Below are 21926 nucleotides of genomic sequence, written 5' to 3'. Positions count from 1 at the left end.
TTTTTCGCCGGAATTTCCTATATGTTGCGGGCTTCGGCGCGGTGCGATCCCGCCGTCGATTCGAGCGCCGGGTCCGGCGCTCCATCCCCGTCCCGGTCGGGACTTCAGAGCCAATGACTTCATGACCGATCCGATTGCCGACCTGCCCGAATATGGCGCCGATTCCATCAAGGTTCTCAAAGGCCTGGACGCCGTGCGCAAACGCCCCGGCATGTATATCGGCGACACCGACGACGGCTCGGGCCTGCACCACATGGTCTATGAGGTGGTCGACAACGCCATCGACGAGGCCCTGGCCGGCCACGCCGACCTGGTCCAGGTCATCCTGAACAGCGACGGCTCGGTCACCGTGACCGACAACGGGCGCGGCATCCCCACCGACATTCACGCCGAGGAAGGCGTATCCGCCGCCGAGGTCATCATGACCCAGCTGCACGCCGGCGGTAAGTTCGACCAGAACTCCTACAAGGTGTCGGGCGGTCTGCACGGCGTCGGCGTGTCGGTCGTCAACGCCCTGTCCGACTGGCTGCAGCTGAAGATCTATCGCGACGGCAAGCAGCACGAGATGCGCTTCGAGCGCGGCGACACGGTCAAGTCGCTGGAAGTCACCGGCGTTGCGCCGATCCGTGAGGACACCGGCAAGCCGCTGAGCGGGACCGAGGTCACCTTCTTCCCGTCCGTCACGACCTTCAGCCACATCGACTTCGACCTGAAGACGCTGGAGCACCGTCTGCGCGAACTGGCCTTCCTGAACTCGGGCGTGGTCATCAAGCTGGCCGACCAGCGCCACGCCGAGCCGGTCGAGATGATCCTGCACTACGAGGGCGGGGTCGAGGCCTTCGTGCGTCACCTCGACAAGTCCAAGACGCCGATCCTGAAGGACGTCATCGTCATTCGCGGCAAGAAGGAAGGGATCGAGCTGGATCTCGCCCTGTGGTGGAACGACAGCTACCACGAGACCATGCTGTGCTTCACCAACAACATCCCCCAGCGGGATGGAGGCACCCACCTGTCGGCCTTCCGCGCCAGCCTGACCCGCGTCATGGGCGGCTATATCGAGAGCTCGGGCGCCGGAAAGAAGGAGAAGGTCTCCGTCACGGGCGAGGATGCGCGCGAGGGCCTGACCTGCGTTCTGTCGGTCAAGGTGCCGGATCCCAAGTTCAGCTCCCAGACCAAGGACAAGCTGGTCTCCTCCGAAGTGCGTCCGGCCGTCGAAAGCCTGTGCACCGAGGGCCTGTCGACCTGGTTCGAGGAGCATCCGGTCGAGGCCAAGCAGATCGTGGCCAAGATCATCGAGGCGGCGTCAGCGCGTGAGGCTGCCCGCAAGGCCCGCGACCTGACCCGGCGCAAATCCGCGCTGGAAATCTCGAGCCTGCCGGGCAAGCTCGCTGACTGCCAGGAACGCGATCCCGCCAAGTCCGAACTGTTCATCGTCGAGGGCGATTCCGCCGGCGGCTCGGCCAAACAGGCGCGCAACCGCGAGAACCAGGCCGTCCTGCCTCTGCGCGGCAAGATTCTGAACGTCGAACGCGCGCGCTTTGACCGGATGCTGTCGTCGGATTTGATCGGCACGCTGATCCTGGCGCTCGGCACCGGCATCGGCCGCGACGACTTCAACGCCGACAAGCTGCGCTATCACAAGATCATCCTGATGGCCGACGCCGACGTCGACGGCGCCCACATCCGCACCTTGCTGCTGACCTTCTTCTATCGTCAGATGCCCGAGCTGATCACGCGCGGCCACGTCTATATCGCCCAGCCGCCGCTCTATAAGGTCTCCAAGGGCAAGCAGTCGCGCTACCTGAAGGATCAGGCCGAGATGGACGCCTATCTGATCGAGGAAGGCGCGTCAGAGGCCGAGTTGGACCTGTCCACGGGCGAGCGTCGCCTGGGTCTGGACCTGCAATCCCTGGTGCGCAAGGCCAAGGCCTTCAGCGCGGGCGTCGATCGCCTCAGCCAGCGCGCCCCCGCCTTCGCCATCGAACAGGCGGCGCTCGCCGGCCTGTTCGCCGACAACGCCGACATGGCGGTCGCCTCGGCCGCCGCCGCCGTGCGCCTGAACCTCTATGCCGAAGAGGGCGATGGGGAGTGGACGGGCGCGCCGGGCGAACAGGGCGCCGTGGTCTTCAGCCGCACCCGTCGCGCGGTACAGGAGACCATCGTACTGGAAGAGACCCTGATCCGTTCGCTGGACGCCCGTCGTCTGGCCGAACGCGCCGGCGCCTTCGACGGCGTCTTCAGCGCCCCGGCCACCTACCGCCGCAAGGACAAGTCCACGACCATTCGCGGGCCGCTGGACCTGCTGACCGCCGTGCTGGACGCCGGCAAGAAGGGTCTGTCGATCCAGCGCTACAAGGGCCTCGGCGAGATGAACCCCGAGCAGCTTTGGGAGACGACGTTGGACGTCAACGCCCGCACCCTGCTCCAGGTCTCGGTCGAACATGAGGAAGACGCCAACGATCTGTTCGCCAAGCTGATGGGCGACGTGGTCGAACCGCGCCGCGAGTTCATCCAGGACAACGCCCTAGACGCGGCCGTCGACGTCTGACGGCGAAGGGGCGGCGCGGCCTACTGGCCGCGTCCGCCCGCGATGAAGGCCTGGATGGTCGGGAAGGCCGCCGTCTGGGGACGCATGTCCTCGCAGGCGAAGGATTTGATCGCGCCATAGATGCCGCCGGCCGGCGTCGCTTCCCACGGCGTGTCCTCGGAATAGCGATCGGTTTCCGCCCCATCCGCGCCATAGGTCACTGTCGCGCCCGAACGCGACTGGCCGTCCGAGCACCGCACCATGACCTCTTCGGTCTCATGGCTGAGATTGCTCGCCTCGCCGCGCGCGGGCACCCGCGCCATGCGCGTCGTCGCCACGCCGTCCACCGGCGTCAGCGCGTCGACATCCACCAGATAGACGGTGGCGTCGCTGCGTGAAAACGTGGCCCAGCTTTCGGCCGCCGATGGCGATGCGATCGCCGCCGTCGCCAGGATCGCCGCCACGCCGATTGTTCTGATCATTCTCTTCCCTCCCCAGGCAAGACGATCATTTCATACCCGCGCGCGCGAGAATTCAATCTCTCCCGAAGGCTCCGAACGCGTTTTCGATCAGGGCCGATCGCGAGACGGCAGGGCCTCGATCTCGGCGGTCGTCAGCTTCCTGGCCACGCGCACGCGGCACGGTTGAGGGCCCGTCGCCGGACTGAGCAAGGCGGCCTGATCGCCGGGACACAGGCGGCTGGATCCGGCGACAGGTTCCAGCGCGATCGACAGGGCGCGGGTCATGTCGCGACAGAAGGGGGTCTCGATCTGAAACACCCCGGCGTCGGCTGTTCGGACATAGAGGGTCTGGTCGTTCGGGGCGGTGAAGTTGCGCACCAGATTGGGCCGGAAACACTGGCCGGCGTCGGCGCGGTTGGACGTCGCCACGCCCGGCGAGGGCGCACAGGCCGACACGGCGAGGAGAGCCGCCGACGACAGAATGAGACGATGCATAGTCAACTCCTGAACAGGCCCCCACTTCATCCTGCGCGCGCGGGCGAGGACGATGCAAGGGCGTCCGCCAGCACCGAAGACAGACGGAGCGACACGCGCGCCGCCAGATCGCGCGGCAGGGGCGAGGGCTGACCCAGGATCAGGGCGGCGACATGCTCGCCCAGCAGGGGCGCGACGCAAAACCCACGCGACCCCAGACCGCCGAGCATATAGAGGCCGTCATCGAGAGGGCCTGCCAAAGGGAGACGATCCGGCGTCGTGGCGCGGATCGCGGCGCGGCTCTGGATTGGCCCGCCTGCCGCGATGCGCTTGGCCAATGCCGGCTGGCGCGCTTCCAACGTCGCCAGATTTCGCGCGCTGTCGTCCTCGCGCGGCGCCGTGTCGGTGTCGCCTCGATCATGGGTCGCGCCGAACAGCATGCCTTGGCCCGTCGGAGCCGCATAGCCGCCCCAGGCTATGGGGTGGGCGGTCACGTCCCCGTCGATCCAGTCCGCCTGCCCCCGAACGGGCGACAGGCGCGGCGTCTGGTCAAACCCGTCCAGCAGGGCGGCCGATCGCCAGCCGGCGGCGAGAACCACCGCATCGACCTGGACCAGCACCGCGTCGTCTTCGCCGATCAGCCGCCAGCGGCCGTCGGTGCGCTCCAGCCGCGTCACGCGCTCAGAGCGCATCTCCGCGTCCGAAAGCCAGGTCGACAGCACCGCCGCAGGACGCAGCGCGAACGCGCCCTTCATCAGAAGACCGCCCTGCCCCGTCGCTTCGCCGGCGACGGCTGAGGCCGCCCCTTCGTCCAGCACCGCCATGTCACCGTCATTCCAGATCGGCTGGCGGGCGATCTTTTCGAACCGGGCGGCGTCGCGCGGCGCCTGGGGCAGTTGCAGCACGCCGTGGCCCGTTATGGCGCCCTGGATCGCAGAATAAAGATCGCCCGCCCGCTCCAGCGCCTGGGCGTGCAGGGCGGCGATGCCGTGGTCGCCAGCGTCCAGACGCGGCGTAACCAGGGCCGCCGGAAAGCCAGAGCCGCCTGCGCCCGGGCGCTCGCCCTCGAACACCATCGCCCGGACGCCCTGCGCCTTCAGGGCCCGCACCACCGATGCGCCGGCGATGCCCGCGCCGATCACGGCGACGGTGGGCTGCGGCGACGGTTCGAAAGCCGAGGGCAGATGGGCCTCAAGCCGCTCGCGCTTGCGACCATGACCGGGGCGCTTCTCGACAACGAAACCCTGCTCGGCCAGGCCCCGCCGCACGGCTCCGGCGACGGTGAAGGTGGCCAGGCGCGCGCCCGGTGCCGAGCGTTTGGCGATCAAGGCCATTACTTCGGGCGACCATATGCCCGGGTTCAGCGCCGGCGAGAAACCGTCCAGGAACCAGGCGTCCGCCGATCCCGACCACTGCCCCAGGGCCCAGGCCGCATCGCCTACGCCTACGTCCAGCACGGCGTCGAAGTCCGGCAGGTCTACCCGGTGAAAGCCCGGCGTCGCGGCCGGCCAGTTTGCGATCAAGGCCTCGGTCGCGGCCGCCAGTTCGGGCCAGGCGCCCAGCGCTCGCGCCGCCTCCGCCGCCGTCAGCGGAAACCCCTCGACAGAGAAGATGTGCAGCCGCCCGCCCTCGGGCCGGGTCCGTCGCCACAGATCCAGCAGGGCGGCGATGTTCAACCCCGTGCCGAAGCCCAGTTCGGCCACCGTGAAACGATCCCGCCCCCTCCAGGCGTCCGGCAGGCCGCACCCTCCCAGAAACACCGCTCGCGTCTCGGCCAGGCCGTCGTCTCGCGAGAAATAGACGTCGCCGAACCGGCCGGAGCGGGGTTCGCCCTCTTCGGTCCAGGTCAGCAGGGGCGAGGCGTCGTCGTCAGGCGTCATCGCGCGGCTCTAGCACCTTCGTCGCCGACATGAAAAAGGCCGCCCCGGTCGGAGCGGCCTCTTCAAGCCTTGGTGTCGACGTGGCCTAGTGGGCGGCCGCCGGACCGTGCGCAGGCTCGGCGGGCGCGACAGGCGCGGGCGCGGCGGCGGAGGCGTCGGCGCCCTGCATCGTCGTGGCGGCCTGGGCGGCGGTGTCTTCCTGAATGGCCTGATTGGCCGCCGCTTCGGCGTCCTTGGCGGCCTGATCCACCGTCAGGGCGGCTTCTTCGGCGCTGCCGGCGGCCTCGACCGCATCGGTGGCCGGCGCTTCGGCCTTTTCTTCCGGGGCCTTGCTGCAGGCGGCCAGTACCAGGAGCGCAGCGGATGCGGCGACGAGGGCTTTGATACGCATGAAGATGTCTCCGAAGCTTGCGAGACCGGAACGTCTCTTGGCGCAAACGATAGGGCCGCCGCGCGCGGCAGGGCAAGTTAAGATCAGGAAAGTCGGGATCAGTCGGCGGTGATGCTGTTCAACGCCTCTTCCATCTCGCTGAACGACGGCTGCGAGGAAGAAGGAATGTCGCCGCGGCCGATCTCGACCGAGATCTGGGCGGCGTTGCCGTGCAGGTGGGCGACCAGAACCGACTGGATGATCTTATAGTAGGCGGCTTCCTCGTTGATGATTGCGGTCAGACGCGCCGCGAACGGACCCACCAGACCATAGGCCAGGAACACGCCCATGAAGGTGCCGACCAGGGCGCCGCCGATCATGCCGCCCAGCACCTCGGGCGGCTCGGTGATCGAACCCATGGTCTTGATGACCCCCAGCACGGCGGCGACGATGCCCAGCGCCGGCAGGCCGTCGGCCAGGTTCTGAAGCGCGTGCGCGTTTTCCAGATGCTCGTGGTGGTGCTTTTCGAGCTGCTTTTCCATCGCATCCTCGACCTGGTGCGGATCTTCCAGGTTCATCGTCATCATCCGCAGGGTGTCGCAGATGAAGTCGACGGCGAAATGGTCCTTCAGCACCTTGGGGTACTTCTGGAAGATGGTCGATTCCTTGGGCTTTTCGATATGGCTTTCCAGCGCCACCACGCCCTTGGACTTCATCGTCTTGGTCAGCTGGAACAGCAGCGACAGCAGGTCCTTATAGTCCTGCTTCTTCCACTTCGGCCCGGCGAAGGTCTTGCCCAGCCCGCCCATGGCCCCCTTGATTACCGGCATGGAGTTGGAGATCAGGAAGGCGGCGATGCCCGCCCCGCCGATCGCCATCAGTTCGTGCGGCGCGGCGTGCAGGATCACTTCGAACTTGCCGCCCGAAATGGCGTAGCTGCCGAAGACGAGGCCGAACAGCAGCACGATGCCGATGATCTGGAACATGGAGGCGAACAATCCTGACGCGAGAGGTCGGGACTATCGCCATTAATCATTAAGACGGCGTTTCGCGAACGCCGCCTTCCCAGTCGTCACAGACGGCTTTCGCCCTTCAGAATGGCGTTGCGACCGGACGCCGTCAGCTTCTGATAGCCTGTCGCCCCGCCCCGCACATAGAGAGCGGCGCCGGTCTTGGACGGATCGAACCCGTCGACCACCAGATCGGCCTTGCGATATTTGAAGGTGCCGGTCGTCTCCGCCGATTTGATCAGCCGCACAAACACCGGTTGGGCATAGGCGGGCAGCTTGGCCTCGACATGATCGGAGAAGGCCTGGGCGTCGAACTTGCCGTCCACCACCAGGGCCGCCATGCCGGCCTTGCCGTCCTGGGCCGGCACAGGTACGCCATAGACGATGGCCTCGGTTACGCCCGGTGCGTCCATCAGCACCTGTTCGACCTCTGAGGTCGACACGTTCTCGCCCTTCCAGCGGAAGGTGTCGCCCATCCGGTCGACGAAGTAGAAATAGCCTTCCTTGTCCTGCTTCATCAGGTCGCCGGTGCGGAACCAGCGGTCGCCCTTCTTGAACACGTCGGTCAGGATCTTCTTCTGCGAGGCGGCCTTGTCGGCATAGCCCGAGAAGTCGTGGCGGATGTCGTTGCCGATAAGTCCGATAGCCTCGCCGACCTCGCCGACGCGCGCCAGGCGACACAGGCCGTCCGAGCCGCGGATCGGCTGTTCCGTCTCCACGTCGAACTCGACCAGGCGGATATTGATCTGCGACTTCAGGAAGCTCGGCACCCGACCGATCGCGCCCTGTTTGCCGTCGAAGTTGAACAGCGAGACATTGCCTTCGGTCGAACCGTAGAACTCCAGGATGTCGGGGATCTTGAACCGGCTCTGGAAGTCGGGCCAGACATCGGCGCGCAGGCCGTTGCCGAACGCCAGACGCAGCTTGTGCTTGGTCTCGTCTTCGTGCGGCGGGCAGTTGACCAGATAGCGGCACAACTCGCCGATATAGACGAACATGGTCGCGCCCGACGAGCGCACGTCGGGCCAGAAGGTGCTGGCCGAGAACTTCTTGCGGATCACCAACCGCGCGCCGTTCAACAGCGCTGCGCCCACGCCGACCAGACCGCCGGTCGAGTGATACAGCGGCAGGACATTGAAGATCCGGTCCTCGGGGGTCGAACGCGTGGCGCCGGCGAAGGCGCGCATATAGGTCCGGGCGCGCGAATGCGGGATGCGCGCCGCCTTGGGCAGGCCGGTCGTGCCGGAGGTGTAGATATAAAGGGCTGTGTCGCGGTTGGTCAGGCCTTCGCGCGCCGATTTGGACGGCCGCACCGAAGACCCGCCGCGCACGGGCTTGTCCAGGCCGCGACGGTCGCTGGTCTCCAGATCTTCGGTCAGGCCCAGAACCCAGAGCGCCAAGTTGTGATCGACCAGAGGCCGCGCCTCCTCGATCTGACGCCAGCAATCCTCATCCGCGACGACGTTGAAGGCCTTGGAGATGGCCAGACAGTGGGCCAGCCCCTGCCCGTTCAGATTGGTGTTGATCAAGGCCGTGGCGATGCCGACCTTGGAGAAGCCGATCCACGCCGCCAGATACTCGATCCGGTTGGTCATCATCAGGGCGATGGTGTCGCTGCGACGCAGGCCCCGGTTCTTGGCCCAGTGGGCGAAGCGGTTGGCCATGGCGTCCAGGTCGCGATAGGTCAGGGTGCGCTGACCGTCGTCGATGGCGATGTTGTCGGCGAACTTGTCGACCGCTTCTTCGAAGTCGTCACAGAGCAGGACGTCACTGTCCAACTCGATCGGCTTGATGCGCTTCAACAGACGGAACAGGCCGCGCGCGAACCGGACATCCCTGCGGATATTGGCTACAAAACCCATGCGCGCCGTACTCCGGTCAATGCGTGTTCCACCCGGTCCGGTGATGGACGAAGGCGGCCGGTCGGGTCAACCGTAGGGTCCGCAATCCTTCGCGAACCTGACGAATTGCCGTCCGGCCGTGATCCATTTGTTCGGTTGACGCGGCGGAAATCCAGAGCGCCGCCCTGCTTTTTATTGCCGTATTGACGGCAAATGCGGCGGAGGCGCGCACGGTCTTCGCCGCATTCAGGGCGGAAACGGTGTTTCTTCGGGGCTCTTGCGCCTTACGCGGAACGGCGTTGCGGGACGGCGGGTTGGTTGATCGACGGCATGGAGGACAGAAACGATGTCTATGACCTATGCCAACGCCAATACCGAAGCCCGCGCTGAGGACACGACCTTCGTTCCGCGCTACGCCCGCACGACCAAGTCCAAGAAGTCGGTGAAGACTTGGATGATCCTGGCCCCGATCGGCGCGGTGGTGCTGCTGGGTAGCGGCGTCGCCATGATGATGGGCGGCGAACAGGCCGCTCCGGCCCAGCCCGCCGAGACCGCTGCACCGGCCATGCAGACCGCGCCCGCCGCGATGGCAACCGCCCAAGCGCCGGTCACGCCCGCCCCGGCCGAAGTCGCGCCCACGGCGGCTGCGGCTCCGACGCCCGCCGCCGCGCCTGCGCCGGTCGGTCGCCGCGCCGAACCCGTGGCCCGTCGCGCTGCGCCCGCCGTCGAACGGCCGGCCGCCGCCCGTGTCGAGACGCCGGCTACGCCTGCGGGTCCGCAACCCTACACTGCGCCGGCCGCTTCGACGTCGGGCACCAGCCGGTTGAACTCTGCGCCGGCCGCCTCGACCCCGGCTCCGGTCGTGACCACGCCCGCCGCTCCGGCGATCACGGTCCAGCCGCTGAACTGATCTCAGCAGAATGATGGAAAGCCTCGGCTTCGGCCGGGGCTTTTTTCATGATCGAGGTCAGGCGCCGCTGACGCGCCAGATGACATTGCCCACGTCGTCGGCCACCAGCAGCGCGCCTTGCCGGTCGACCTGCACCCCGACGGGCCGGCCCTGAGCCTGACCCCGGGCGTTGAGGAATCCGGTCAGAACATCCTGCGGCGGCCCGGCGGGACGCCCATCGACGAACGGCACGAAGATCACCTTGTAGCCGCTGCGCACGCTGCGATTCCACGACCCATGCTGGCCGACGAAAACGCCAGAGCGGAGGGCTGGCGGCAACAGGCTCGCGCCTTGTCCGAACGTCAGCCCCAGCGACGCCGTGTGCGCGCCCAGGGCGTAATCCGGCCGGATCGCGCGCGCGACCATCGCAGGATTGGCGGGCGGACGCGTATCGACCGTCTGACCGTAATAGCTCCACGGCCAGCCGTAGAAGGCGCCCGGCGTCACCGAAGTCATATAGTCGGGCACCAGATCGTCGCCGATTTCATCACGCTCGTTGACCGCCACCCACAGCTGGCCGGTCTGCGGGTTCCAGTCCATGCCGACCGGATTGCGCAGGCCCGAGGCATAGACGTGCCGTGCGCCCGTCGCGGGATCGATCTCCAGGATGGCGGCGCGGTCGACTTCCTCATCCAGGCCGTTTTCGCCGACGTTGGAGTTGGAGCCGACCCCGACATAAAGCCGCCGGCCGTCCGGGCTGGCGACAAGGCTCTTGGTCCAGTGGTGATTGCGGCCGGCGGGCAGGTCCGCGACCTTGGTCGCCACAGCGTCGATCCGCGTCTGGCCGCTCCGATACGGAAAGGCCACCACCGCATCGGCGTTGGCGACGTAGAGCCGATCGCCGACCAGAGCCATGCCGAACGGCGAGTTCAGCCCGACCAAGAAATCGGTCCTGATCTCCGCTGCGCCGTCGCCGTCCGCATCCCGCAGCAGGACGATCTTGTTGGGGCTCGGGACGCCGGCGCCGGCCTTGGCCATGACCTTGCCCATCACCCAGCCACGCAGACCGCCTTTCTTGTCTTCGGGCTTGGGCGGCGCATTCGACTCCGCGACCAGAATGTCGCCGTTGGGCAGGCGATAGAGCCAGCGCGGGTGGTTTAGGCCTGTCGCGAACGCCTGCACGCGCAAGCCCGCCGCCGCGACCGGCGTCGCGCCTTCGGGCCAGCTCGACGCCGGGGCGATGTTGACGGTGGGCAGCAAGCCCCGACGCGGCGCCGGCAGTTGCGGGTCCGGACCAAATCCCGCCGCGACGGGTAAGGCTGTCCCACCGGCGCAGGCTCCCAAACCGATCACCGTCGCGAGCAGTGTCGAGGCAAACAAGACCGTCCGTGGCGAGCGCATTGCCTTTGATCCTTACCGCGCCGGTTGGGCCGGGAACTCCAGACGGCTGACGTCGTATCCAAGGGCCCGCGCCCGTTCGGTCAAGGCGCGCACTTGCTGCTCGCTGGGCAGGTCGCGCGTATAGATGAACAGGCGATTGAAGGTCGGATCGGCCGAGATGAACCAGCTGTAGTCATCCGCCCGGTCCAGCACCCAATAGTCCCAGGTCACGAACCCGGCCAGATATCTCACCCTGAGTTTTGCGTTCATTCCGGGATCAAGGATCTCGCCTCGCCCGCCGATGGCCTTTTCCTTGCCGTCCGGCGTGCCGACCTGACAGGTGTCGCGCACATCGACGCGCGTGCCCTCCACCGGCGTATAGATCGACGCGCCGGCGACGCAGCCGTCGGTCAGCCGATCCGGCAGGCGCGCAATCTCGTGCCAGCGCCCGGACCACAGACGCTGCACGTCCACCGGCTTGGCCGGCTGCGGCGCGCGATATTCGGACGGAGAAGGCGCGGTCACGCACCCCGCCAGCGCGATCGCGGCGGCGGCGGATGCGGCGAGGGATTTCAGGCTGGACATGGGCGTTTCCGTTTTGATGCCATAAGCCGCTTTCCGCGACCCTGGTTCCTCTACGTCACAACGCTGTTCTTGGACCTCTTGCCCGTCAGATCGGAAATCTCACAGGACGTGGCAGTATCAATCGCTTGTCTTACGTCGCACATTGGCGTTGTCACCTCCGCTCGACGGAGACCCTCGGTGGATACTGCCATTCTGACTGCGAACCCAACCCTGTCCGCGCCGCGCCTGACGCACCTTCAGCGCCTGGAGGCCGAGAGCATCCACATCCTGCGCGAGGTGGCGGCCGAAGCGGAGCACCCGGTCATGCTGTATTCGATCGGCAAGGATTCAGCCGTCATGCTGCATCTGGCGAAGAAGGCCTTCTATCCGTCCAGGCCGCCCTTCCCGCTTCTGCACGTCGACACGACGTGGAAGTTCCGCGCCATGTACGCGATGCGGGAACAGGCGGCCGCCGATCTGGGCGTCGAACTGCTGGTCCACCAGAACCCCGACGCCCTCCAACGCGGCATCAATCCCTTCGATCACGGCTCGGCCCTGCATACGGACCTGTGGAAGACCGAAGGTCTGAAACAGGCCCTGAACCATTACGGCTTCGACGCGGCCTTCGGCGGCGCCCGTCGCGACGAGGAAAAGTCGCGCGCCAAGGAGCGGATCTTCTCGTTCCGCACCGCCGAACATCGCTGGGACCCCAAGAACCAGCGACCTGAACTCTGGCGGCTCTACAACACGCGCAAAAAGCCCGGTGAGAGCATCCGCGTCTTTCCGATCTCAAACTGGACCGAGTTGGACGTCTGGCAATACATCCACCTGGAGCGGATCCCCATCGTGCCGCTGTATCTAGCCGCCGAACGGCCGGTGGTTGAGCGGGACGGCGCCCTGATCATGGTCGATGACGACCGGTTCCGGCTGCGCCCCGGCGAGACGCCCCAGATGAAGTCGGTCCGCTTCCGCACCTTGGGCTGCTACCCCCTGACAGGGGCGGTCGAGAGCACGGCCGCGACCCTGCCCGAGGTCATCCAGGAAATGCTTCTGACCACCACCTCGGAGCGGCAGGGCCGGATGATCGACCACGACCAGTCCGCCTCGATGGAGAAGAAGAAGCAGGAGGGCTATTTCTGATGGCCCACCAATCGGATCTGATCGCGCGCGACATCGACGCCTATCTGGACGCCCACCAGCACAAGAGCCTGCTGCGCTTCATCACCTGCGGCAGCGTGGACGACGGCAAGTCCACCCTGATCGGGCGGCTGCTCTACAATTCCAAGATGATCTTCGAGGATCAGATGGCGGCGCTGGAGGCGGACAGCCGCCGCGTCGGCACCCAAGGCGGCGACATCGACCTCGCCCTGCTGGTCGATGGCCTCGCCGCCGAGCGCGAGCAGGGCATCACCATCGACGTCGCCTATCGCTTCTTCTCGACCGAGAAGCGGAAATTCATCGTCGCCGATACGCCGGGCCACGAACAGTACACCCGCAACATGGTCACCGGCGCCTCGACCGCCGACGCCGCCGTCATCCTGATCGACGCCCGGCGCGGCGTCCTGACCCAGACACGGCGGCACGCCTATCTGGTCAGCCTGCTGGGCATCCGCCACGTGATCCTGGCGATCAACAAGATGGACCTGATGGGCTGGTCGCAGTCCGTCTTCGACGCCATCGTCGCCGACTTCTCCGCCTTCGCCGCCCAGATCGGGCTGAAGGGTTTCGACGCCATTCCGATGTCGGCCCTGCGCGGCGACAACATCACCGAACCCAGCGCCCTTTCGCCCTGGTACGCCGGCCCGCCGCTGATGAGCCTTTTGGAAACGCTGGAGGTCGGCGACGCTCTTCAGGCCGATCCGTTCCGCCTACCGGTGCAGTGGGTCAACCGTCCCAATCTCGACTTCCGCGGCTTCGCCGGCCAGATCGCCGCCGGGACCGTGCGCCCCGGCGATCCGGTCCGCGTCCTGCCGTCCGGCAAGACCTCGACCGTCGCCCGGCTCGTCACCGCCGACGGCGACCTGGCCCAGGCCGTCGCGGGCCAGTCGATCACCCTGACCCTGGCCGACGAGATCGACGTCTCGCGCGGCGACGTCCTGGCCAGCGCCGCCGTTCCGCCTGAGGCGGCCGATCAGTTCGAGGCCACGGTGGTCTGGATGGACGACGAGCCCCTGCTGCCGGGCCGCCCTTACCTGCTCAAGATCGGCGCAAAGCTGGTCGGAGCCACGATCACCGAGCCCAAGCACAAGGTGAACGTCAACACCCTGGAACAGCAGCCGGCCAAGCGCCTTGAACTGAACGAAATCGGCGTTTGCAACCTGTCGCTGGACGCCCCCGTCGCCTTCACTCCCTATGCCCAGAACAAGGATTTGGGCGGCTTCATCCTGATCGACCGGATCTCGAACCGCACGGTCGGGGCGGGTTTGCTGCACTTCGCCCTGCGTCGCGCCCACAACATCCATTGGCAGGCGCTGTCGGTCGACAAGGACGCTCGGGCAGCCATCAAGAACCAGATGGGACGCGTCATCTGGCTGACCGGCCTTTCAGGCGCCGGCAAATCGACCATCGCCGATCTGGTGGAAAAGCGGCTGCACGCCGACGGTCGCCACACCTATCTGCTGGACGGCGACAACGTCCGCCACGGCCTGAACCGCGACCTGGGCTTTACGGAGGAAGACCGGGTCGAAAACATCCGCCGCGTCGCCGAGGTGTCGAAACTGATGGTGGACGCGGGCCTGATCGTCCTGGTCAGCTTCATCTCGCCCTTCCGCGCCGAACGCCGCCTGGCCCGCGACCTGCTGGGCGAGGGCGAGTTTGTCGAGGTCCATGTCGATACGCCCTTGGCGGTGGCCGAAGCACGCGACGTCAAGGGTCTGTACAAGAAGGCCCGCGCGGGAGAGCTCAAGAACTTCACCGGCATCGACAGCCCCTACGAAGCGCCCGAGACGCCCGAAATCGTCGTGGACACCACAACCATGTCGCCCGAGGACGCCGCCGAACGCATCGTCGCCTGGCTGGATGGCCGCTTCTCGACCGAGGACTTCGCCATCTAGGTTCGGAACCTTGACCGTTCGCCGGACGCTCTAGGACGCGATGACCACTCCGATCCAGAAGCTGAGCCTCGACACCATCGAGCAGTCGCAGATCGCCCGCATCGCCGGGATCAATCTGACGCTGGGCGGTCTGGTCAGCGCGGGCGTGATCCTGCTGATCGCCTTCGCGGCCCATTGGCTGGTGACGCGGTCGCTGCGCCGGGTGCGCGAGCGCTCGGACCGCAGCCGTCAGGCGATCTATCTGCTGGAGCGGCTGGCCGGCTACGGCATCATCGTCGTGGGCGTCATGTCGGCCCTGTCGGCGGCGGGGCTGAACCTGTCGTCCCTGACGGTCTTCGCCGGCGCTCTGGGCATCGGCGTCGGCCTGGGCCTTCAGGGGGTGGTCAAGGAGTTCGTCTCCGGCCTGTTCCTGATCTTCGACCGGATGGTGTCGGTCGGCGACTATATCGAGATCGAGGACATCGGCATTCGCGGCGCCATCATGGAGATCGGCCCGCGCGCCACCCGTGTCCGCACCAACGACAACGTCAATGTCCTGGTGCCCAACTCGCGCTTCATCGAACAGCCCGTCACCAACTGGACGATGAAGGGCGACACCCGCCGCATCCATGTGCCCTTCACCGTCGCCTATGGTTCGGACCGGGGACAGGTGCGCGATGCGGTTCTGGCCGCCGCCCGCGCCAGCCCCTTCACCTTGCCGGAGACGGAGGCCCGCAAGAGCCAGGTCTGGCTGGTGGCCTTCGGCGATCGGGGCCTGTCGTTCGAACTGGTGGTCTGGCCCACGCGTGACGCCGTCAAACGCCCGGCGGCGATGCACGCCGCCTACACCTGGCTGATCGCCGACGCCTTGGATGCGGCGGGCGTCGAGGTGCCGGTGCCCCAGACCGATCTTCGCCTGCGCACCGCCTTCGGCCTGGACGGCGAGGAAGCTTTGAAGCGCCTCGGCTACGGCGTCGGCTCACCGCCGCGACCGACCGGGCCGCAAAGTCCGGCCCGAACCGCCAACGACGCCGCCGACGACGTCATGGCCGACGACGAGGTCGAGATGCCTGAGCCGCCCGCCCCGCCCAGGGCCCGTCAGACGGACTGAGCCGCCTTCGCCTTCAACCGCCAGGCGTGCAGCAACGGCTCGGTATAGCCGTTCGGCTGTTCGACGCCTTCGAACACCAGCGCCCGCGCCGCCTGATAGGCCAGACTGTTATCCGGGTCCGTCGCCATCGGCCGATACAGCGGATCGCCCGCATTCTGACCATCGACCTTGGCCGCCATGCGCTGGAAGGCCGCCTCGACCTGATCAGCAGTGCAGACCCCGTGCAGCAGCCAGTTGGCGATATGCTGCGAACTGATCCGCAGCGTCGCCCGGTCCTCCATCAGGCCGATGTCGTGGATGTCCGGCACCTTGGAACACCCCACCCCCTGATCGATCCAGCGCACGACATAGCCCAGTATGCCCTGGGCGTTGTTGTCCAGCTCGGCCGCCACCTCGTCCTCGGACCAGTTGACGCCGTTCGCCAGCGGCGGGGTCAGCAAGGCCTCCAGCCCCGGCGTCTCGCGCCCGGCCACCTCCTTCTGGACCGCGAACACATCGACCGCATGATAGTGCAGCGCATGCAGGGTCGCCGCCGTCGGCGAGGGGGTCCAGGCGGTGTTCGCGCCGGTCTTCGGATGGCCGATCTTCTGCTCCAGCATGTCCGCCATCCGGTCCGGCGCCGCCCACATCCCCTTGCCGATCTGGGCCTTGCCGGACAGGCCGCATTTCAGGCCGATGGCGACGTTCCTCGCCTCATAGGCCGCGATCCAGGCGCTGGACTTGATGTCCGCCTTTCGCACCACCGGCCCGGCCTGCATGGCCGTATGGATTTCGTCGCCGGTGCGGTCCAGGAACCCGGTGTTGATGAAGACGATCCGGTCCTTCACCGCGTGGATGCAGGCCGCCAGATTGGCTGAGGTCCGCCGTTCCTCGTCCATCACCCCAACCTTGATCGCATGGCGCGGCAGGGCCAGCAGGTCCTCGACCGCATCGAACAGCCGGTCGGTGAACGCGGCCTCGTCGGGCCCCTGCATCTTGGGTTTGACGATATAGACCGAGCCCGTCGCGCTGTTGCCGAACCCGCCCAGACCCTTGATGTCATACAGCGCGATCAGGCTGGTCATGATCGCATCCGTGATCCCTTCCGGCGCCTCAGATCCGTCCGCCAGACGAATGGCCGGGGTCGTCATCAGATGCCCGACATTGCGCACGAACAGCAGGCTGCGCCCCTTCAGGATCACCGACGACCCGTCCGGCGCCGTCCACTGGCGATCCGGCTCCAAGGCGCGGGTCAGGGTCTCGCCGCCCTTCTTGAACGTCGCCGACAGATCGCCGCGCATCAGACCCAGCCAGTTGCGATAGGCCTCGGCCTTGTCGGCCGCATCGACGGCGGCGACGGAATCCTCCAGATCGACGATGGTCGACAGGGCCGATTCCAGCACCACGTCCGCCAGACCCGCCGCATCGCTGCGCCCCACCGGATGGCTGCGGTCGATCACCAGTTCGATGTGCAGACCGTTGTTGACCAGCAGGATCGAGGCGGGCGCGCTGGCCTCGCCCATAAAGCCGACGAACTGTCCCGCATCCTTCAGCGCGGGCGACAACGCGCCGTCGATCACCGACCAGCCGGCGACATCCGTATGCGATCCCCCCGCCAGCGGCGCCGTCTCGTCCAAAAAGGCCTTGGCCCGCACCACAACCCGCGCGCCGCGCGCCGCGTCATAGCCGCCACCGCCCGGCAGGTCGCCCAAAGCATCCGTGGCGTAAAGCGCGTCATACAGGCTGCCCCACCGCGCATTGGCGGCGTTCAGCAGAAAGCGGGCGTTCAGCACCGGCACGACCAGCTGCGGGCCGGCCATGCGCGCGATCTCGGCGTCCACGCCTTCGGTCCCGATCGTGAACGGCGCCGGCTCCTCGACCAGATAGCCGATCTCTTTCAGAAAGGCCTGCGACGCCGCCACATCATAGGGCTGGCCCCGCCGCGCCCGATGCCAGTCGTCGATCTGCGCCTGCAGGGCGTCGCGTCGCGCCAGCAGCGCCCGGTTCTCGGGCGCGAACCGGTCGAAGATCGCCGACACCCCGCTCCAGAAGGCCGTCGCATCAAGCCCCAGCCCCGGCAGCACGTCCTGCTCGATCAGGGCGATGAGTTCGCCCGCGACCTTCAGCCCGGCGCGATCTTCATGGGTCGTCATGACGGCCTCTCTCCGGCGGGACGCCGGCTGTAACAATGCGTGATCAGGTAAGCCGAGGCTGGACACTGGCGCAAGGGTCACGTCGCGTCATCGCCGTCGCTTTTCGTCCTGGGCGACAGCCGGCTGGTCACAAACGCTTAACCGCGTCCGTGAACGGGACCGCAAGCGACGGCGCCTATTGTGAGCTTACGGACGAACTCGCGTCCGGTCAGTCGAGCGTCTCGCCCATGCTGTTTCTTCTGAACGACGTCGTGTTCGACCTGGACGAGGCCTGCCCGGTCACGCCCGCCGACGCGCGCCGGTTCGAGAAGCTGGGTCTGGACTATCTGCTGGAACTGGGCTGCGAACTGTTCGCCGAGGACCCGCTGCTTCACCGCAACGATCCCGAGCGCGCCCGCCGCCTGGCCTGGCTGATCGCCGAGCGCAGCCCGGACGTGAACGCCGCCCTGTTCGCGGCGCCGGCCGCCGCCTGCAATCCGGACCTGGTCGAGCCACGCTTCTGCACCCTGCCCGAACAGGTGATGCGCCAGCTTCAGGCCAAGGGCCGTCGCCTCGACGCCGTCTCTGCGGACCGCGCCGTCTGGAACCGCCTGGCCGCCTGATCGCGGCCTGAAGACGCCGTCAGAGGACGGCGTTGAACACCACATGGACCAGCGTCGCCACGGCTACGATAAAGCCGAAGCCGACGACCAGCCCCACCGCCGGATGTAGCGGCGCCCGCTCACGCGGCGCATGGGCGATACGGTCTTGCGGATGGATGACAGCCATCGTCCTTGTCCTTTCCCTATGATCCCGGATTGATCCGGAAGGGGAGCGTCGGACTCTGACGGCCTGATCGTCTCCTCCAGAACCGAGCATGACTCCGATAGCCCTTCGTGGCGAGGGGTTATTTTACGTGGACCAATCGGCTGGACGGCGGCGCGTGGAAGTTGCACTTTTGCGCCCAAGAGATGTTCGGGACTGATTGTATGCGTTCGAGTGTTGTAACCAGCGCCATTGCGGCGGTGGGGTCTTTCGTTTTGGGCGCAACGGCCGAGCCGGCGCGGGCGGACTGGCTGCGGGCCGAAAGCGAGCGCTTCATCGTCTATAGCGACGGCGGCGAGCGCGCCCTGCGCGATTACGTTCAGAAACTCGAGATTTTCGATCGTGTCATGCAGGTCCGACACGGCGGCTCGATGTCGGATGAGCCGCAGCGCAAGATGCCGATCTATCTCGTCGGCGGTCGCCGAGGCCTGACGCGTGTGCACCCGCAGAGCGGTGAAAACACGATGGGCACCTACTTCCCGTCAGAAGAGGATATCTTTGCGGTCGCCATCAGGGGCGACGGTGACGGCGGGATGTCAGGCGACGACATCCTGATGCACGAATACGCCCACCATTTCATGCTGGGCAACTTCCCTGGATCCTACCCGGCGTGGTTCGTCGAAGGCTTTGCCGAATACTATATGACCGCGGACATCGACGTCCGAGATCGGAAAGTTCAACTCGGCCAGTTCAACCAGAACCGCGCCTACTGGATTTTGACGGAGAGCTGGATTCCTCTGGACGTGTTGCTGACCAAACGTCCGGGCGAAGTTCGACCCGAAAGCCAGAAGGCGACCTACTATCCGATCGCTTGGCTGCTGACCCACTGGTTCATCAGCGATCCTGCGCGCCTGGAGCAGTTGGAAGACTATCTGAAGCGCGTTTCGGGCGGCGAGGACTCCGTAGCTGCCATGGAGGCTTCCACTGGAATGTCGCTTCGTGACCTTCAGGTCGCGCTTCGACGCTACACCCGTGGTCGCCTGACGGGCAGAACGCTCAGCGGCCAGTTTCCAACGGCCGACATCGTCGTCACGCGGCTGTCGCCCGCCGCCGACGATCTTCTGCTCATCAATCAACGGCTCAAGATCGGCGTCCCCGACGAAGATCGCCAGGCCTTGGGCCAAGAGGTCGCCAGGCTGGCGGCCAGGCATGGAGATGATCCGCTGGCCTTGCTCGCCGCCGGCCATGCCGGTCTCCATTTCGGCGATCGCCCCGCCGGCGAACGTGCGCTTCAACGCCTGCTGGACATCGATCCGGACCATGTCGAAGCCTTGCAATTCCTGGCGCAGGAGCGGCTCAAACAAGCGCGCGAGGCCGAAGACGACGACCAGGCTCAGGCATTGCGCGTCCAGGCGCGCGGTTATCTCTCTCGCGCCTATGCAGCTGGTCAGAACGACTACCGCACCCTGATGCTTCTGTCCGAACTTCGCCGGACCCAGCCCGGCTATCCCAACGAAAACGATCTGCTGACCCTGGGCTTGGCGCTGGATCGCGCCCCTCAACTGGCGGCGGTGCGCTTCCCCTATGCGGACGCCCTGGTGAAAACCGGCAAGCCGGAAGAGGCGATCGCGGTGCTGAAACCGGTGGCCAACAATCCCCACGGCGGCGCCGCTTCCATCTTCGCAAGCGGCATGATCGCCGCCATCGAAAGGGGCCAGGCCTTGCCGGAAATCACGCAAGACGCCGAAGCGCCTCAAATCAGCGAGCCGGAGCCGGAAACCTCTCCGCAAACACCGTCTGAATCCGCCCCGTCTCCCGCCAGCGAGTGACTTTCGGCGCGCGGCGCGCTAGTCGCGCGCCATGTCCTCATTGACCCTGCCTGAAGAAGCGGCGCGCCGCCGGACCTTCGCCATCATCGCCCACCCGGATGCGGGCAAGACGACCCTGACCGAGCATATCCTCTTGGCCGGCGGCGCCATTCGCGCGGCCGGCGCCGTGCGGGCGCGCGGCGAGAACCGGCGCACCCGTTCGGACTGGATGAAGATCGAGAAGGAGCGGGGCATCTCGGTCTCGGCCTCGGTCATGACGTTCGAGCACGAGGGCAAGATGTTCAACCTGCTCGATACGCCCGGGCACGAGGACTTTTCCGAAGACACCTATCGCACCCTGACCGCCGCCGACTGCGCCATCATGGTGCTGGACGCCGCCAAGGGCATCGAGCCGCAGACGCTGAAGCTGTTCGAGGTCTGCCGCCTGCGCGACATCCCGATCATCACCTTCATCAACAAGCTGGACCGCGAGGCCCAGGACCCGATGGCCCTGCTGGACGACATCGCGTCGCGCCTTCAGCTGGACCCGGCCCCGATCTGGTGGCCGGCCGAGAGCGGCAATCGCCTGCGCGGCATGGTCGAGGTCGGAACCGGCCGGTTCCAGCCCTATACCCGCAAGGCCGCAGGTTCGGCCGAGGATCCCGAACACCCCCCCGCCCTGCCGCTGGACCAGGCGGCGCAGTATTTCGAGGCGGGCGAGCAGGACAATCTCGCCGAGGCCGTCGAACTGGTCGAGGGCGGCTATCCGGCCTTTGACCGCCAGGCCTTCCTTGAGGGTCACATGACGCCGGTGCTGTGGGGCTCGGCGCTTCGCCACTTCGGCATCGACGAACTGCTGAAGGCCATCGGCGACTGGGCCCCGGCGCCCAAGGTGATGAAGGCCAGAAAGGAATCGCCGCCCGAGACCCGCAACGCCCCCGCCCCCGTCGAGACCGAGGTCGAGCCGGGTTCGACCGAGGTCACCGGCTTCGTGTTCAAGGTCCAGGCGAACATGGACCCCAACCACCGCGACCGGATCGCCATGTTCCGCATGGCGTCGGGCGCCTTCAAGCGCGGCATGAAGCTGAAGGTGCAGAACACCGGCAAGTCGCTGTCGGTCAATGCGCCGATCATGTTCTTCGCCTCGGACCGCGAACTGGCCGACGACGCCTTCGCCGGCGACGTGATCGGCATTCCGAACCACGGGATCTTACGCGTCGGCGACAGCCTGTCGGAGAGCGGCGTGGTCCGTTTCGCGGGCTTGCCCAACTTCGCGCCGGAAATCCTGCAACGGGTTCGCGTGAAGGATCCGCTGAAGGCCAAACACCTGAAAAAGGCGCTGGAAGGTCTGGCCGAGGAAGGCGTGACCCAGCTGTTCCGTCCCGAAATCGGCTCGGACTTCATCGTCGGCGCCGTGGGCCAGCTGCAGTTCGAGGTCATGGCCGACCGTCTGGGCGAGGAGTACGGCCTGGACGTCGTCTTCGAACCGTCCCCCTACGCCGAGGCGCGCTGGATCGCTCCAGGCTCGGAGGGCTCCGACGCGGACGTCGAGGACTTCAGCGGCAAATACCGCCCCCAGATGGCCCGCGACATCGACCAGGCCCCGGTGTTCCTGGCCAAGTCCAGCTGGGAGACCGGCTACGTCGGCGAACGCTTCCCCAAGATCGCCTTCACCAAGACGAAGGAACGCGGCTGAGGCCGGC

General features: G+C 66.6%; 18 protein-coding genes. 8 read left to right on the top strand and 10 right to left on the bottom strand.

Going from position 1 to position 21926, the window contains the following annotated elements:
- Positions 1-121: 121 nt before the first annotated feature.
- Complete coding sequence (gene gyrB / locus ABIB58_RS03190) at positions 122-2548, top strand: DNA topoisomerase (ATP-hydrolyzing) subunit B (protein ID WP_354039063.1); 2427 nt, start codon at positions 122-124, stop codon at positions 2546-2548.
- 20 nt (positions 2549-2568) lie between these two features.
- Here gyrB and ABIB58_RS03185 read toward each other — a convergent pair whose 3' ends face one another.
- From ABIB58_RS03185 to ABIB58_RS03160, 6 genes are all read right to left on the bottom strand, one after another.
- The gene (locus tag ABIB58_RS03185) at positions 2569-3009 is read right to left on the bottom strand and encodes a hypothetical protein (protein WP_354039061.1); all 441 of its coding nucleotides are present in this window, start codon (positions 3007-3009) and stop codon (positions 2569-2571) included.
- Between the two features lie 87 nt (positions 3010-3096).
- A complete protein-coding gene (locus tag ABIB58_RS03180) occupies positions 3097-3483 on the bottom strand; it encodes a DUF6491 family protein (RefSeq protein ID WP_354039059.1) in 387 nt (128 codons plus the stop codon).
- Positions 3484-3509: 26 nt separating this feature from the next.
- A complete protein-coding gene (gene mnmC1, locus ABIB58_RS03175) occupies positions 3510-5342 on the bottom strand; it encodes an FAD-dependent 5-carboxymethylaminomethyl-2-thiouridine(34) oxidoreductase MnmC1 (protein WP_354039057.1) in 1833 nt (610 codons plus the stop codon).
- 85 nt (positions 5343-5427) lie between these two features.
- A complete protein-coding gene (locus tag ABIB58_RS03170) occupies positions 5428-5733 on the bottom strand; it encodes a hypothetical protein (RefSeq protein ID WP_045811531.1) in 306 nt (101 codons plus the stop codon).
- Between the two features lie 98 nt (positions 5734-5831).
- Positions 5832-6698 carry a flagellar motor stator protein MotA gene (motA, locus tag ABIB58_RS03165; protein ID WP_039246359.1) on the bottom strand — a complete coding sequence of 289 codons (867 nt, stop codon included), beginning with the start codon at positions 6696-6698 and terminating at the stop codon, positions 5832-5834.
- Between the two features lie 86 nt (positions 6699-6784).
- The gene (locus ABIB58_RS03160; protein ID WP_354039054.1) at positions 6785-8584 is read right to left on the bottom strand and encodes a long-chain-acyl-CoA synthetase; all 1800 of its coding nucleotides are present in this window, start codon (positions 8582-8584) and stop codon (positions 6785-6787) included.
- Between the two features lie 325 nt (positions 8585-8909).
- On the opposite strand from ABIB58_RS03160, the gene ABIB58_RS03155 reads away from it, so the two are divergent.
- Complete coding sequence (locus ABIB58_RS03155) at positions 8910-9473, top strand: flagellar basal body-associated FliL family protein (RefSeq protein WP_156146822.1); 564 nt, start codon at positions 8910-8912, stop codon at positions 9471-9473.
- A gap of 57 nt (positions 9474-9530) precedes the next feature.
- Here the strand turns inward: ABIB58_RS03155 and ABIB58_RS03150 are convergent, their stop codons facing one another.
- Together ABIB58_RS03150 and ABIB58_RS03145 are read right to left on the bottom strand one after the other, a co-directional pair.
- Positions 9531-10853 (bottom strand): PQQ-dependent sugar dehydrogenase, encoded by a 1323-nt coding sequence (locus ABIB58_RS03150; protein ID WP_045811529.1) that lies wholly within the window; start codon positions 10851-10853, stop codon positions 9531-9533.
- A gap of 12 nt (positions 10854-10865) precedes the next feature.
- Positions 10866-11417 carry a lipocalin family protein gene (locus ABIB58_RS03145; protein WP_052689597.1) on the bottom strand — a complete coding sequence of 184 codons (552 nt, stop codon included), beginning with the start codon at positions 11415-11417 and terminating at the stop codon, positions 10866-10868.
- A 177-nt stretch (positions 11418-11594) separates the two neighbouring features.
- Between ABIB58_RS03145 and cysD the strand changes: the two genes are divergently transcribed.
- From cysD to ABIB58_RS03130, 3 genes are read left to right on the top strand one after another with little or no spacing between them, the layout of a single operon-like run.
- Positions 11595-12536 (top strand): sulfate adenylyltransferase subunit CysD, encoded by a 942-nt coding sequence (gene cysD / locus ABIB58_RS03140; protein ID WP_045811528.1) that lies wholly within the window; start codon positions 11595-11597, stop codon positions 12534-12536.
- Positions 12536-14449 carry a sulfate adenylyltransferase subunit CysN gene (gene cysN, locus ABIB58_RS03135; protein ID WP_354039050.1) on the top strand — a complete coding sequence of 638 codons (1914 nt, stop codon included), beginning with the start codon at positions 12536-12538 and terminating at the stop codon, positions 14447-14449. The genes cysD and cysN overlap by 1 nt, the downstream gene beginning before the upstream one ends.
- 40 nt (positions 14450-14489) lie before the next feature.
- Positions 14490-15539, top strand: coding sequence for a mechanosensitive ion channel family protein (locus ABIB58_RS03130; protein ID WP_354039048.1), 1050 nt, complete (start codon positions 14490-14492; stop codon positions 15537-15539).
- Here the strand turns inward: ABIB58_RS03130 and ABIB58_RS03125 are convergent.
- Positions 15527-17671, bottom strand: a complete 2145-nt coding sequence (locus tag ABIB58_RS03125; protein ID WP_354039046.1) for a malate synthase G — start codon at positions 17669-17671, stop codon at positions 15527-15529. The two genes, ABIB58_RS03130 and ABIB58_RS03125, sit on opposite strands and share 13 nt — an antisense overlap.
- Positions 17672-17898: 227 nt before the next feature.
- On the opposite strand from ABIB58_RS03125, the gene ABIB58_RS03120 reads away from it, so the two are divergent.
- Complete coding sequence (locus ABIB58_RS03120) at positions 17899-18273, top strand: hypothetical protein (RefSeq protein WP_045811590.1); 375 nt, start codon at positions 17899-17901, stop codon at positions 18271-18273.
- 19 nt (positions 18274-18292) lie between these two features.
- On the opposite strand, the gene ABIB58_RS03115 is transcribed toward ABIB58_RS03120, so the two are convergent.
- Complete coding sequence (locus ABIB58_RS03115) at positions 18293-18439, bottom strand: hypothetical protein (protein WP_167334160.1); 147 nt, start codon at positions 18437-18439, stop codon at positions 18293-18295.
- A 200-nt stretch (positions 18440-18639) separates the two neighbouring features.
- On the opposite strand from ABIB58_RS03115, the gene ABIB58_RS03110 reads away from it, so the two are divergent.
- Together ABIB58_RS03110 and ABIB58_RS03105 are read left to right on the top strand one after the other, a co-directional pair.
- Positions 18640-20244 carry a hypothetical protein gene (locus tag ABIB58_RS03110; RefSeq protein ID WP_354039043.1) on the top strand — a complete coding sequence of 535 codons (1605 nt, stop codon included), beginning with the start codon at positions 18640-18642 and terminating at the stop codon, positions 20242-20244.
- A gap of 31 nt (positions 20245-20275) precedes the next feature.
- Positions 20276-21919 (top strand): peptide chain release factor 3, encoded by a 1644-nt coding sequence (locus ABIB58_RS03105; protein ID WP_354039041.1) that lies wholly within the window; start codon positions 20276-20278, stop codon positions 21917-21919.
- Positions 21920-21926: the final 7 nt, after the last annotated feature.

It is taken from the genome of Brevundimonas sp. UYEF29, from assembly GCF_040546195.1.
GTDB lineage: Bacteria > Pseudomonadota > Alphaproteobacteria > Caulobacterales > Caulobacteraceae > Brevundimonas > Brevundimonas huaxiensis.
This window is presented reverse-complemented; position numbering and strand designations above follow the sequence as displayed.

Coding starts and splice junctions, on each gene's coding strand:
- gyrB (WP_354039063.1), top strand. CDS start 122: ATGACCGATCCGATTGCCGACCTGCCCGAATATGGCGCCGATTCCATC.
- ABIB58_RS03185 (WP_354039061.1), bottom strand. CDS start 3,009: ATGATCAGAACAATCGGCGTGGCGGCGATCCTGGCGACGGCGGCGATC.
- ABIB58_RS03180 (WP_354039059.1), bottom strand. CDS start 3,483: ATGCATCGTCTCATTCTGTCGTCGGCGGCTCTCCTCGCCGTGTCGGCC.
- mnmC1 (WP_354039057.1), bottom strand. CDS start 5,342: ATGACGCCTGACGACGACGCCTCGCCCCTGCTGACCTGGACCGAAGAG.
- ABIB58_RS03170 (WP_045811531.1), bottom strand. CDS start 5,733: ATGCGTATCAAAGCCCTCGTCGCCGCATCCGCTGCGCTCCTGGTACTG.
- motA (WP_039246359.1), bottom strand. CDS start 6,698: ATGTTCCAGATCATCGGCATCGTGCTGCTGTTCGGCCTCGTCTTCGGC.
- ABIB58_RS03160 (WP_354039054.1), bottom strand. CDS start 8,584: ATGGGTTTTGTAGCCAATATCCGCAGGGATGTCCGGTTCGCGCGCGGC.
- ABIB58_RS03155 (WP_156146822.1), top strand. CDS start 8,910: ATGTCTATGACCTATGCCAACGCCAATACCGAAGCCCGCGCTGAGGAC.
- ABIB58_RS03150 (WP_045811529.1), bottom strand. CDS start 10,853: ATGCGCTCGCCACGGACGGTCTTGTTTGCCTCGACACTGCTCGCGACG.
- ABIB58_RS03145 (WP_052689597.1), bottom strand. CDS start 11,417: ATGTCCAGCCTGAAATCCCTCGCCGCATCCGCCGCCGCCGCGATCGCG.
- cysN (WP_354039050.1), top strand. CDS start 12,536: ATGGCCCACCAATCGGATCTGATCGCGCGCGACATCGACGCCTATCTG.
- ABIB58_RS03130 (WP_354039048.1), top strand. CDS start 14,490: ATGACCACTCCGATCCAGAAGCTGAGCCTCGACACCATCGAGCAGTCG.
- ABIB58_RS03125 (WP_354039046.1), bottom strand. CDS start 17,671: ATGACGACCCATGAAGATCGCGCCGGGCTGAAGGTCGCGGGCGAACTC.
- ABIB58_RS03120 (WP_045811590.1), top strand. CDS start 17,899: ATGCTGTTTCTTCTGAACGACGTCGTGTTCGACCTGGACGAGGCCTGC.
- ABIB58_RS03115 (WP_167334160.1), bottom strand. CDS start 18,439: ATGGCTGTCATCCATCCGCAAGACCGTATCGCCCATGCGCCGCGTGAG.
- ABIB58_RS03110 (WP_354039043.1), top strand. CDS start 18,640: ATGCGTTCGAGTGTTGTAACCAGCGCCATTGCGGCGGTGGGGTCTTTC.
- ABIB58_RS03105 (WP_354039041.1), top strand. CDS start 20,276: ATGTCCTCATTGACCCTGCCTGAAGAAGCGGCGCGCCGCCGGACCTTC.